This window comes from Exiguobacterium sp. s181 (assembly GCF_018617125.1).
Lineage (GTDB): Bacteria > Bacillota > Bacilli > Exiguobacteriales > Exiguobacteriaceae > Exiguobacterium > Exiguobacterium profundum.
Window position 1 is genome coordinate 560,708 of sequence record NZ_JACSJM010000002.1, and the last position, 13,393, is coordinate 574,100.

9 protein-coding genes are annotated in these 13,393 nt (G+C 47.8%); all 9 read left to right on the plus strand.

Annotated features, from left to right (window positions below; all coding sequences use genetic code 11):
• The first annotated feature begins 100 nt into the window (after positions 1 to 100).
• The 9 genes from pnp to KNO70_RS09285 all read left to right on the plus strand — a co-directional run bounded on the left by pnp (position 101) and on the right by KNO70_RS09285 (position 13,392).
• Positions 101 to 2,317 (plus strand): polyribonucleotide nucleotidyltransferase, encoded by a 2,217-nt coding sequence (gene pnp, locus KNO70_RS09245; protein WP_214684465.1) that lies wholly within the window; start codon positions 101 to 103, stop codon positions 2,315 to 2,317.
• 51 nt (positions 2,318 to 2,368) lie between these two features.
• A complete protein-coding gene (locus tag KNO70_RS09250) occupies positions 2,369 to 3,586 on the plus strand; it encodes a M16 family metallopeptidase (RefSeq protein WP_214687946.1) in 1,218 nt (405 codons plus the stop codon).
• Positions 3,587 to 3,637: 51 nt separating this feature from the next.
• Positions 3,638 to 5,131: a UDP-N-acetylmuramoyl-L-alanyl-D-glutamate--2,6-diaminopimelate ligase gene (locus tag KNO70_RS09255; protein ID WP_251030087.1), complete on the plus strand. Its 1,494-nt coding sequence runs from the start codon at positions 3,638 to 3,640 to the stop codon at positions 5,129 to 5,131.
• A gap of 3 nt (positions 5,132 to 5,134) precedes the next feature.
• Positions 5,135 to 6,388, plus strand: coding sequence for a lipid II:glycine glycyltransferase FemX (locus tag KNO70_RS09260; RefSeq protein ID WP_214687947.1), 1,254 nt, complete (start codon positions 5,135 to 5,137; stop codon positions 6,386 to 6,388).
• Entirely contained in the window at positions 6,385 to 7,038 is a 654-nt protein-coding gene (locus KNO70_RS09265; protein ID WP_078146729.1) for a M15 family metallopeptidase, read from the plus strand. Before KNO70_RS09260 ends, KNO70_RS09265 begins: the two co-directional genes overlap by 4 nt.
• Before the next feature lie 95 nt (positions 7,039 to 7,133).
• Positions 7,134 to 8,801 (plus strand): ribonuclease J, encoded by a 1,668-nt coding sequence (locus KNO70_RS09270; protein ID WP_015881439.1) that lies wholly within the window; start codon positions 7,134 to 7,136, stop codon positions 8,799 to 8,801.
• Between the two features lie 61 nt (positions 8,802 to 8,862).
• Positions 8,863 to 11,055, plus strand: a complete 2,193-nt coding sequence (locus KNO70_RS09275; RefSeq protein ID WP_214684463.1) for an FtsK/SpoIIIE family DNA translocase — start codon at positions 8,863 to 8,865, stop codon at positions 11,053 to 11,055.
• A 401-nt stretch (positions 11,056 to 11,456) separates the two neighbouring features.
• A complete protein-coding gene (locus tag KNO70_RS09280) occupies positions 11,457 to 12,176 on the plus strand; it encodes a GntR family transcriptional regulator (RefSeq protein WP_078146731.1) in 720 nt (239 codons plus the stop codon).
• A 130-nt stretch (positions 12,177 to 12,306) separates the two neighbouring features.
• Complete coding sequence (locus KNO70_RS09285) at positions 12,307 to 13,392, plus strand: BMP family lipoprotein (protein ID WP_078147920.1); 1,086 nt, start codon at positions 12,307 to 12,309, stop codon at positions 13,390 to 13,392.
• The last annotated feature ends 1 nt before the right edge of the window (position 13,393 follow it).

The window sequence follows — 13,393 nt, forward strand, 5'->3', positions numbered from 1 at the left end:
CAACGTCCTAGTCCGTTTCTTCTTTTTTAAGGAAAATGATTAGACATTCGTTGGAATGAGTTACATAATAAACTAGATAAGGTTTGAGAGGAGAATGTACATGTTAGGTACGAAACAAGTATTCTCTACAGAGTGGGGCGGACGCCCATTGTCTGTAGAGGTCGGCCAACTTGCGAAGCAAGCAAACGGTTCGGCACTCGTGCGTTATGGAGATACGGTTGTCCTTGCGACAGTGACGGCTTCAAAAGCACCAAAAGATTTAGACTTCTTCCCGTTGACGGTCAACTATGAGGAGAAACTTTACTCGGTCGGTAAAATTCCAGGTGGTTTCCTTCGTCGTGAAGGTCGCCCGGGTGAAAACGCGATTTTGACATCACGTCTCATCGACCGCCCGATTCGTCCACTCTTCCCAGACGGATTCCGTCATGATATTCAAGTCATGATTTACGTCATGTCAAACGACCCAGATTGCTCGGCTGAAATGGCAGGTATGCTCGGAACGTCGATCGCGCTCTCGATTTCTGACGTACCGTTTGACGGTCCAATCGCTGGCGTGACAGTCGGCCGTGTGGACGGCGAATTCGTCATCAACCCGACGACGGCTCAGTTGGAGAAAACGGACCTTGAACTTCAAGTTGCAGGGACATCGACAGCCATCAACATGGTTGAAGCAGGTGCGAACGAAGTACCTGAGGACGTCATGCTCGAGTCGATCTTGTTTGGACATGAAGAAATCAAGCGTTTGATTGCATTCCAACAAGAAATCGTAGAAGCTGTCGGAAAACCTAAATTCGAATACACGGTCTCGAAATACGATGAGGCACTTACTGCTGAACTCGAAGCAGCCCGTCCTGAAATCGTAGAAGCGGTTCAAGTGGAAGAGAAACACGCTCGTGACGAAGCCATCAACGAAGTGATTGCGAAGTATGTCGCGATGTATGAAGCGCGTCTTGCGGATGACCCTTCAAAACTCGGCGAAGTTTCAGGCATCTTGAACAAGTTCGTCAAAGATGAAGTCCGTCGCTTGATCACGGTCGAAAAAGTCCGCCCAGACGGACGTCGTCCAGACGTGATTCGCCCGCTCGCATCAGAAGTCGGATTACTCCCACGTGCACACGGTGTCGGTCTCTTCACACGAGGTCAAACACAAGTCATGTCTGTTGCGACACTCGGTGTCATCGGAGACGCACAAATCATCGATGGAATCGGTCTTGAAGAGAACAAGCGCTTTATGCACCACTATAACTTCCCGCCGTTCTCAGTCGGTGAAGCTCGTCCGGTCCGTGCGCCAGGTCGTCGTGAGATCGGTCACGGAGCACTCGGTGAGCGTGCGCTTCTTCCAATTATTCCGAAAGAAGCAGACTTCCCATACACGATTCGTCTCGTTTCGGAAGTACTCGAATCAAACGGTTCAAGTTCACAAGCTTCGATTTGTGGGTCGACACTCGCATTGATGGATGCAGGTGTGCCAATCAAAGCGCCAGTCGCCGGGATTGCCATGGGTCTTATCATGGAAGGTGAACACTACACGGTCTTGACAGATATTCAAGGACTTGAAGACCACCTTGGGGATATGGACTTCAAAGTAGCTGGAACGAAAGACGGGATCACTGCCCTTCAAATGGATATCAAGATTGCCGGAATCACGCGTGAAATTTTAGAAGAAGCGCTTGAACAGGCACGTGTCGGTCGTTTACACATCCTTGATCACATGCTTGAGACGTTAGATACTCCACGTACTCAATTGTCGAAATATGCACCGAAGATTGTGACGATGACAATCAATCCGGATAAGATTCGCGACGTCATCGGACCAGGCGGTAAGATGATCAACAGCATCATCGACCAAACGGGCGTCAAAATCGACATCGAACAAGACGGTACGGTCTTCATCGCCTCGACGGACCAAGAAGGAATCGATCTTGCCATGTCAATGATTGGTGACATCGTCCGTGAAGTCGTCGTCGGTGAAGTATACGATGCTACCGTACGTCGCATCGAAAAATTCGGCGCGTTCGTCGAGTTGTTCAAAGGGAAAGATGCGCTCGTACACGTATCCGAATTCAGCCTTGAGCGTGTCGCGAACGTCGAGGATGTTGTGAAGCTTGGCGATTCGATTCAAGTCAAAGTCACTGAAATCGATGACAAAGGTCGTGTCAACGCATCACGAAAAGCGCTCATCTTAGAAGGATTGTCTCCTGAAGAGCGTGAGGCATACGAAGCGAAACGGAAGGCAGCACGTGAAAGCCGCCCACCTCGCGATAGCCGTCCGCCACGTCGTGACGGGGACCGTCGTCCACCGCGCTCGACAAATTAATTATTCTGGCCATCGTCTTGGTGCGATGGCCTTTTTCATAGGAGTGAGAATATGGAATGGATGACATTAGAGAACGGTATCCGAATCATCATCGAACCAATCGAAGGTTCGCTTAGCACCTCGACCGGGGTATTCATTAAAGCAGGGACACGTACAGAGACGTTTGAGAACATCGGCATCAGTCATTTGATTGAACATATGCTGTTCAAAGGGACAGCATCGAAAAGCGCGAAAGAGATTGCTTCCTTTTTCGATGAGCTCGGTGGAAGCGTCAACGCCTTCACCTCGAAAGACCATACATGCTTTTATGTGAAGACGCTCGATGAACACGCGGTCATGGCGCTCGACGTCCTGACAGACATGCTGTTTGAGTCAGTAATCGATATGCAGGAGTTGGAGAAAGAAAAGCGTGTCGTTGTGGAAGAGATTAAAATGTATGAGGACACGCCGGAAGATCTCGTTCACGAACTATTGGCCATTGCGGCGTATCGAGACGATATACTTGCCCAACCGATTTTAGGGACGGAGGAGAGTGTCAATCGATTGACGCGGGACCAGCTCGTCGAATACTTACAGGAACAGTATACGGCCGAGCAGATTGTCGTCTCGATCGCAGGTCATGTTTCTGAAGAATTGATCCAGGCGGTAAAACGTAGGTTTGCCCACATCCCTTCTAGGGAATCGTCGAAAGAAATCAATCAACCGGAACTGTTCCATGACACATTGACGAAACATAAGGAAACGGAGCAAGCCCACCTCTGTTGGAACTACGAAGCGATTCCGGCGACGGACGATCGATTGCCTCATTTGGCATTGATGAACAACGCAATCGGCGCGACGATGTCTTCGCGTTTGTTCCAGTCCATCCGTGAAGAAGAGGGCTTGGCTTATTCCATTTACTCCTATTACACGACGTTTTCCGATCACGGTACGTTTACCATATACGTCGGTACGTCGTCGGATACGTTGGAACAAGTCGAAGTCATCCTAGAGAGAGAGATGAAGCGACTTGTCGCCGACGGTTTGACTGCTGAGGAAGTAGACAAAGGCAAGCGACAATTGAAAGGGTCGATCGCTCTTGGGAATGAAAGTTCGAGTGCCCGTATGAACCGGAACGGACGGAACTTGCTACTTCTCGATGAAGTCGAGCCGATAGAACAAGTGATTGCGAAAGTAGAACGGATTGAACGCGATGAGGTCAATGAATTGATTCGTGAGGTGTTGAGCCATCGCCCAGCGAAGTCATATGTCCTCCCAAACGAAGCGTGACTTGAAACCGAATTGTAAGTTCTCTACACTGATTAAGAGGTATTCTTTAGTTTGGATAGGATACAGGTGAAAGAAGGGAAAGACTTGAACTTAACGGATTTAGTGAAGACGATACAATTAATTAATCAACCAAATCTAGAAGGCATCGTCGTGACGCATGTGACGACGGACTCGCGAGAAGTTGTGCCGGGAACGCTGTTTGTCGCCATCAAAGGCTATACGGTGGATGGGCATGAATATGCGGCGCAAGCGGTAGAGCGAGGCGCGGTGGCAGTCGTTAGCGAACGACCGCTCGACCTGTCAGTGCCAAACCTGATTGTACGTGACAGCTCGCGTTCGATCGGGTTGTTGGCTTCGGCCTTTTATGCGTATCCATCTGAACAGATGCGACTGTTCGGAATCACGGGAACGAATGGAAAAACGACGACGACGACGATTTTACGAGACGTCCTCGATGTCCTCGGGCATTCGACCGGTTTGATTGGGACCGTTGAAGTACGTATCAACGACAAAAACGTCCCAAGTAAAAATACGACGCCTCAAAGTTCAGAACTTCAACAGTTGTTGGCACAAATGCGAGATGAAGGCGTGACGGACGTGATGATGGAAGTGTCCTCACACGGTCTTGAGCTCGGACGTGTCATCGGAACTGATTTTGACATCGTTGGCTTCACGAACTTGACGCACGATCACCTAGATTTTCATGGGACGTTCGAAAACTATGCACGTGCAAAAGGATTATTGTTCGCTCAACTCGGTCAAATGGCCTCACGTGGGAAAGTCGCCGTCTTGAACGCGGACGATGCACAAACGCCTCTTTATGAGACGATGACCGGTGCGAAAGTAATAACGTATGGGATTGATGCGCAAGCAGACCTGATGGCAACGGACATTGAACAGACGTTGTCTCAAACGAGCTTTACATTGAATTACCAAGGCGCGAAACTTCCGGTGACGGTTCAATTCATCGGTCGTTTCAACGTGTACAATCTATTGTTGGCGACGGGTTGTCTTCTCGCTGCCGGTTATTCACTTGAACGAATTGCCAAAGCACTCGAGATGATTCATCCGGCCAAGGGACGGATGCAACGTTTAGACGTCCCAGGTTACAACGTATATGCGGACTACGCCCACACGCCGGATGGCATCGAACAGTGTCTGAAGTCGCTCGTCGGCGTACCGAAAGAGAATATTATCTTTTTGATTGGGACAGGTGGGAACCGTGACGTCACAAAACGTCCTGCAATGGGTGAGATGGCGTCGACTTATGCCGGTACCGTCATCATTACGACGGATGATCCGCGATTCGAAGCGTATGAATCCATTACAAAAGGGATTGCAGCCGGGATGACTCACGACAACTTTGTTGAAATCGGGGATCGAGAAGAAGCGGTCCGTTATGCGGCCCGTCTAGCGAAACCGGACAACATCATCGTGTTAGCAGGGAAAGGGCACGAGAAGTATCAAATTATCGGAAATGAAAAATTGCCGCTCGATGAAGAGGCAATCGTTCGAGCGACCATTTTGAATACGGAGGAAGCATGATTTATGGCAGTACAACCAATTACGTTGACAGAAAAAGAGCATGACGACTTCGTCAAAACACACGACCGTGGGGATTTGTTGCAACTATCGAGTTGGGGAGATGTGAAGCGCCAAAATGGTTGGACGTCAGAACGTGTAGCGGTCGCGCAAGACGGTGTGACGTCCGGTGTCGCTTTACTTTTATTCAAACGTGTCCCGAAATTACCATACACATTGTGCTATGCCCCACGCGGGTTTGTCGTGGACTACGACGACTTGGCATCGCTACAGGCGCTCGTGAAAGAAGCGACGCGTGTCGCGACGGCACATAAAGCCATCGTCGTAAAAATTGATCCAAACATCGACCGCGATGAATTGCCAGGACTATTGACCGAAATGGCTGCCATCGGGTTTAAACATAAGGGATACGGCGGTGGCTTTGACTACGCCCAACCTCGTTTTACAATGGAAACGGATTTGCGCCCGAGTGAGAAGGATATTTTTGCGAAATTCCATCATAAGTTCCGCTACAATGTCCGTCTCGCGGAGAAAAAAGGAATCGTCTGCAAAGAGGTCGGTCGTGACGGACTCAAAACGTTCGCCGATTTGATGAAAGTGACAGGGGAGCGTGACGGATTCGCTACGCGAGGGCTCGATTATTTTGAGAACCTATACGATTGTCTGCAACCGAACGATGCCCGTCTCTTCTTGACAACGCTCGAACCGAAAATCGCACTCGAACAGCAACAGGCGACGCTAGAAAAAGCGAAGAAAGAGTTGGCGAAGATTGAACGGGGCCTTGAGAAAGAAACGATTGAAAAGAAACGTAACAGCCTTTTGAACCGCAAGGAACAGACGGAGGCACAAATTCAAAAAGCGGAGCAAGCCCTCCCTGAGCTCGTCGAACTCGATCAGACCTATCCGAACGGGCTCGTCTTATCAGGTGGTCTGTTGACACTCGCAGGACGGCGCTCTTATTACTTATACGGAGCCTCGTCAAATGAATTCCGTGAATTTATGCCGAACCACTTGATGCAATGGACGATGATGCAGGCGGCCAAAGCGAGTGGCGCCGAGCGATACGACTTCGGCGGGGTATCAGGAAGTACGGACCCGGATGATGAATATGCTGGTCTTTACGCATTCAAATCGGGATGGGGAAGCGACATGATTGAAAAGGTCGGGGAATTCGACCTCGTCTTGAATCGTCCTTTGTATATGGCACTCGAAAAAGGGTTGCCACTCTTAAAAGGACTGCGTAAACGGTTAAGAAGATGAGATGGACAGGCGTGTTATCTCTTGCGATGGTCGCCTTTCTGATTGGCATTACGCTCGCTTACTTTTATATGCAACCGGAACCGGTGCCTTGGGTAGACGAGCCGACGTTCGAAGCGGATATGTGTGTGCGGGACGTGGAGAAAGAGGATGCGATCTTGGTAAGGACGAAGATTGATTTTGATCGGTTGCATCCGTTAGTCGCCAATCGAGGAGAATCGTTCATTCGATTGGCCCATTCTTGTCTAGACCTCGAAGTGCGCCTCACTTCAGGATACCGTTCTGCCAAGGAACAGAATGCGCTTTATGCGCAAGGGCGGTCTGAACCCGGGCAAGTGGTGACCAATGCGAAGGCGGGTCAGAGCTATCATAACTATGGTCTTGCTGTCGATTTCGTTATCATCCATAACAACAAGACCGACTATGACCTGAATACGGATCGTAATCGGAATGACATTCCTGACTGGCAAGAACTCGGGGAGTTAGGAAAGGCGCTCGGCTTTGAATGGGGCGGAGACTGGAACTCATTCCCGGACTATCCTCACCTCCAAATGGACTTCGGCTTGTCGATTCGTCAACTTGTTGCAGGGAAACGACCTGACGAAAAAGAGACGGCACCGCTTGCCGATGCACTAAAACCTCTATTAGATTAGACGGAAATGTTGGCAATGAAGCCGTTTTCCGCTACAATATTCAGTAGCGATAAGGGGACGAAACAGAATATGAATCATTTAGGAGGTTTTTGTTAGTGTCAAAAAAGAAGACAGAGAATATTAGCGTCTTTGCGCTTGGAGGCGTAGGCGAAATCGGGAAGAACATGTACGTCGTGGAACTAGACGACGACATCTTCGTCATCGATGCCGGTCTAATGTTTCCAGGCGATGAGATGCTCGGGATTGATATCGTCATCCCAGACATCACATACTTAAAAGAAAATAAAGATCGTGTACGGGCGATTTTCATCACCCATGGTCACGAAGACCATATCGGTGGACTTAGCTACGTCTTACGCGACTTGAAGCACGTTCCAGTATACGGGACGAAATTGACCCTCGGGTTGATTGAATTGAAATTAAAAGAGGCCGGTTTGTTGAAAGAAGTCGACCTTCGCATGATTGATGCCAAAACGAAATTGACTATCGCTGATCATTTCATCACGTTTTTCCGCGTCAATCACTCGATTCCCGACTGTGTCGGCGTCTGTATTCAAACGTCTCAAGGTGCGATCGTCCATACCGGAGATTTCAAGTTTGATTACACGCCTGTCGATGGTAAACAATCCGACTTCAATAAATTAGCGGCAATCGGACAACGTGGCGTACTTGCGCTTCTTTCCGACTCGACGAACGCCGAGCGACCGGGGCAAACCGGTTCAGAGTCAATCGTCGGAGCTGAATTGAACGATGTCATTTATCAAGCGGAAGGTCGGGTTATCGTGGCATCATTCGCCTCGAACGTCCATCGCTTGCAACAAGTATTCGCAGCAGCGGAAGCGAATGATCGTAAAGTCGCGGTCGTTGGTCGTAGCATGGTCAACATCGTCGAAGTTGCACAGAAACTAAACTACTTACGTTTCAAGGCGAAGACACTCGTCGAGTTGTCGCAAGTAAACCGTCTACCGGATAATAAAGTCGTCATTTTAACGACAGGTTCGCAAGGAGAGCCGATGGCGGCATTGACTCGTATGGCTCGTAATGCCCACAAGCAAGTCAACATTCGATTGAATGACACGGTCGTCATCGCGGCGACACCGATTCCAGGGAATGAGAAGTCTGTTTCTAAAACGATTGATTTGTTGTTCCGTTCAGGTGCGAACGTCATTTACAACCAACGTAAAGTGCACGTATCTGGACACGGATCGGCAGAAGAATTGAAGCTGATGCTCAACCTCGTTAAACCGAAGTACTTCTTACCGATTCACGGGGAATACCGCATGCAGATGGCACACTCGAAACTCGCTGAACAAGTGGGTGTCAAACCGAACAATATCTTCATCGTTGAAAAAGGTGACGTCGTCGAGTTCACGGGTCGAAAAGCCCGCATGAGCCGAAAAGTTCCTGCAGGAAATGTCTTGATTGACGGAATCGGCGTCGGGGACGTTGGAAACATCGTCTTACGGGACCGTCGATTGTTGTCACAAGATGGAGTTGTTCTCTGCGTGGTCACGTTGAATCGGAAACAGAAGAAATTGATTTCAGGACCTGAACTCATCTCACGTGGTTTCGTATATATGCGTGAATCGGAGGAGATGATTTCAGAGGCAAACCGTATTGTCACGAAACAGATTGAAAAGAGTCTGCAGGCTGGCAGTGATTGGACCGAATTGAAATCAAATATCCGCGAGCGACTGAGCGTCTTCTTATTCGAGCAGACGAAACGTCGTCCGATGATCTTGCCGATCATCATGGAGATTTAATGGAATGAGAGTGAGGCAAAAGTCATCTGACTTTTGCCTTCTTTTTTTAGGAGGAACTGATGTGGCTCAAAAAACAAGAAAGACTCCCGTAAAGCGAAAGCGGCCAGCGACGCGAAATACGAGGAACCGTAAAAAACAACCGATTGCGCCACGTACATATGGGTGGGGCATCTTTGTCCTCGCCATCGTCGCATTCGTATTTGCCTTATTTGATTTAGGGTGGATCGGACAACAGTTGTCCGATTTATCTGTCTATCTTTTCGGAGGATGGGGTGCGCTCACTTACTTGATGATGGCAGTCTTGTTATGGATCGTACTCACTCCGATGAAGCCGATGCGACGAGCGGGACTATTCGCAATGCTCGCCTCGTTCTTACTATTTGGAGACTTACTTTGGGGAGAGGCGAGGGGTGGCATCAATGGCACTCTTTATAACTTGAACCAATATTTATTCTCTGACTTCGGGATTGTCTTCTTAGGAATCGTCTGCTTCCTTGTCGGTGTCTCGCTCTATGCCCCGACGATTTGGGGGACGCTCTATCATCGAATGCAGGAATCCGTCACGGCCGTCAGAAAAGAATGGCAAGCCAGACCGAAAGTGGAAAAGCAGCTAGAGACGAAACGAACGCGCAAAACGTCACCTCGTCCAAAACAAGAGGAAACGCAGCCGGACGCGGAAGTAGAGTCAGATGTGGTCACGATGCAAGACATTCCAATCGTCGGGTTTAGTGAGAAAGTCGTAGCAGAAAAAAGAGAGACGGAAGATCAACCTCGAACGGATTCTTCGGAAGTCGATTCCACAATCACGACCGAGGAGATGATGATGACTGCGGCCCAAGATGTCTCGGATACATACGAGCTTCCGCCATTCTCGAATTTGAAAGAGCCCGTCATTACGGATTTGTCTGGTGAGAATGCACGATTGAAAGAAAATGCATCCAAACTTGTAAAGACGCTTAAGTCATTCGGGGTCGGTGTCAAAGTATTAAAGATTCACCTTGGTCCAACCGTCACAAAATATGAACTACAACCGGATATCGGTGTGAAAGTCAGTCGCATCACCTCATTAAGTGATGATTTGGCATTGGCGCTCGCTGCAAAAGATATTCGGATTGAAGCTCCGATTCCGGGTAAAGCCGCTATTGGTATTGAAGTGCCGAACCAGGAGGTCGCACCGGTATGCTTACGTGAAGTACTGGAAGCGGAGCCGGTGAAACAAGATGACTCGAAGTTACTCGTCGCACTCGGTCGGAGTATCAGTGGCGAGACGGTTGGGATCTCTCTCAATAAAATGCCGCATTTGCTTGTTGCAGGATCGACAGGATCAGGTAAATCTGTCTGTATCAACGGCATGATCGTGTCACTCTTGATGCGTTCTCGTCCGGATGAGGTCCGACTCATGATGATTGATCCGAAGATGGTCGAGTTGAACGTCTATAACGGAGTGCCACACCTGTTGACACCGGTCGTCACGGATCCGAAAAAAGCCGCCCAGGCACTGAAGCAGGTCGTCGCAGAAATGGAACGGCGGTATGAACTGTTTAGTCGATATGGAGTTCGCAATATCGAAGGTTACAATGAACTCGTCGATCAGTCGGATGACGAGGATGCGAAACGTTTACCGTTCATCGTCGTAATCGTCGATGAATTGGCGGACTTGATGATGGTGGCATCAAATGATGTCGAAGATGCCATCATGCGACTTGCACAAATGGCACGGGCTGCGGGTATTCATATGGTCCTCGCGACACAGCGCCCATCTGTCGACGTCATCACAGGAGTCATCAAGGCGAACATTCCGTCCCGCATCGCCTTTGCCGTCTCTTCTCAAACCGATTCAAGGACCATCCTTGATGGTGGCGGGGCGGAAAAGTTGCTTGGACGCGGTGACATGTTGATGCTTGCAAACGGAATGAACAAGCCGGTCCGTGTACAAGGTGCATTCGTCTCCGATCAAGAAGTCGAGACGGTCGTCAATCATGTCATCGCGCAACAACGTGCGCAATATGTGGAAGCGATGATGCCAAAAGAAGAGGAAGTGACGACGATTGATTCGGATGATTCATTGTTCGGAGAAGTCGTGCAATTCGTCATGACACAAGAAACGGCATCAACTTCGATGATTCAACGCAGATTCCGAATCGGGTATAATCGTGCCGCCCGTTTGATTGACTCACTTGAGGAAGCCGGGTATGTCGGTCCATCAGAAGGTTCGAAACCGAGGAAAGTACTCATTCAAGAGCAAACAGAATAATAATAAAAACGAACGATTATATATCAGTATATATAATCGTTCGTTTTTTAATGCAATTTATACAATATAGAAATATTCGCTCTATCCTTAGATGTTCGCTATAATATAAATGTAATATAGCACATATGTCCTATATACTGAATTAGTACATACTTTTAAAAACTACTGAAACGCTTACATTTTTTAATAACGTTTACATTTTACAAAAGTTTTTCAATGGGGATGAAAATGAGTAAATTGGACTCAAAGGTACGGTTCGGCATGTTCCGAAAAAATATTTCCTTGATTCCGAACAAAAACTATTGCGTTCTAATTCTCGAATCCCTATACTTAATATTGGCAAGGACATTCATACGTCAGATGTCTGAGCACTGGTAAGTAAATTAAAGGTGGTGAGGCCAATGTCGATTAAGCTCGATCATCGATTGCTCTATCTTCGAGTGATTGAGAAAATTAAGCAAGATATCGACGCTGGTGTCTATCGTGAAGGGGAGAAGTTACCTTCAGAATTTGAACTTTCGAAGCAACTTGGAGTCAGTCGAGCGACACTTCGCGAAGCGCTCCGGATTCTCGAAGATGAGAAATTTGTCGTGCGAAAGCATGGGGTAGGAACATTTATCAGTTCTAAACCGCCATTCACGTCAGGAATTGAGGAATTGTTCAGTGTCACTGACATGATCACACGAGCAAAGATGACACCAGGAACGAAAGTATTGGTGGCCGAGAAAGTGTTGGCAACAGAGAGAGAAGCCGAGCGTCTCAAGATTGAGCCGAACTCACCGATTTATCGAATTGTACGAATTCGATATGCGGACGACACACCGGTTGTGTATTGTGTCGATAAAGTGCCGGCCCATCTCGTCTCGAATCCTGAGGCATTGACTGAAGGGAAATCTCTGTTTGATTCTCTCGAAAAAGAGGTAGGACGTCGAGTCGCTTATGCGATCACGCACATCGAACCGAGTGTCAGCGCTGAAATCTCGTCACAACTTCAGACGGACCAACCGTTACTCGCTTTAAAACAATTGCATTATGATGAGAGTGATTTACCATTACTCGATTCGGCCAACTTTTTCCGTGCTGATCGATTCGACTTCCATGTCGTACGTAAACGAGTTTAAACGAGCAGTTTCTGGACGGAAGAGTTATTTTTGGGTAATAGCGTGAAAGCGCTTTCTTATACCGGTGTAAAGACTACTGATAACATGACAACAAAAATTGTTATGAACCGAAAGGGGAAACACGACGATGATGAACAAAAAGAAAACGATTCTCTCAGCTTTAGCAGCAGGACTCACACTCTCTACAGTACTCGCAGCATGCGGTGGAGATGACAACGAAGGCTCATCTTCAAACGGTGAAGGCGGAGAAGGTAGCGACTTCAAAGTTGCAATGGTCACGGATACTGGTGGTGTTGATGACAAGTCATTCAACCAATCAGCTTGGGAAGGTTTGAAAAAGTTTGGTGAAGAAAATAGCTTAACTGAAAACGAAGGATACAAATATCTTCAATCAGCAAAACAAGCAGACTATCAGCCTAACTTGCAACAATTGGCACGTGATCAATTTGATTTGATCTACGGAATCGGTTTCTTGATGGCAGAGGATATTGGAAAAGTTGCAGAACAATTCCCTGATAACAACTTTGCAATCGTTGACTCGGTTGTAGATGCACCGAACGTTGCTTCAATCACGTTTAAGGAACAAGAAGGTTCATTCCTCGTAGGTGTAGTAGCTGGTCTTACAACGACGACTGATAAAGTTGGTTTCATCGGTGGAGTAGAATCAGACTTAATCAAGAAGTTTGAAAATGGATTTAAAGCTGGTGTAATGGCTGTAAACCCTGATGCGACAATCGACGTAAAATATGCTGAAGACTTCAACTCAGCTGAAAAAGGAACTGCAATTGCGTCAGGTATGTATGGATCAGGATCTGATATCATCTATCATGCAGCTGGTGGTACAGGTGTAGGTGTATTCACTGAAGCGAAAAACCGTAAGAAAAACGGTGAAGAAGTTTGGGTCATCGGGGTTGACCGTGACCAGTACGAAGAAGGTCTTCCAGAGAACGTTACTCTTACGTCAATGGTTAAACGTGTAGATACAGCGACACTCGAAGTGTCGAAAATGGCAATGGACGGTAAGTTCCCAGCTGGTGAAGTGGTTGAATTCTCACTTAAAGATGAAGGTGTAGGAATCGCACCAACTTCTGAAGAAAACGTTGCTGCAGACGTGCTCACTAAAGTTGATGAGTATCGTCAACAAATCATCGATGGTGATGTTGTTGCACCAGCAACTGACGCTGAGTTCGAAGAGTTCATGAAAAACGTAAAATAAT

Excerpts from the sequence above, each read along its gene's own strand:
- KNO70_RS09260 (WP_214687947.1), top strand. The coding sequence starts at position 5,135 with ATGGCAGTACAACCAATTACGTTGACAGAAAAAGAGCATGACGACTTC.
- KNO70_RS09250 (WP_214687946.1), top strand. The coding sequence starts at position 2,369 with ATGGAATGGATGACATTAGAGAACGGTATCCGAATCATCATCGAACCA.
- KNO70_RS09265 (WP_078146729.1), top strand. The coding sequence starts at position 6,385 with ATGAGATGGACAGGCGTGTTATCTCTTGCGATGGTCGCCTTTCTGATT.
- KNO70_RS09280 (WP_078146731.1), top strand. The coding sequence starts at position 11,457 with ATGTCGATTAAGCTCGATCATCGATTGCTCTATCTTCGAGTGATTGAG.
- pnp (WP_214684465.1), top strand. The coding sequence starts at position 101 with ATGTTAGGTACGAAACAAGTATTCTCTACAGAGTGGGGCGGACGCCCA.
- KNO70_RS09285 (WP_078147920.1), top strand. The coding sequence starts at position 12,307 with ATGAACAAAAAGAAAACGATTCTCTCAGCTTTAGCAGCAGGACTCACA.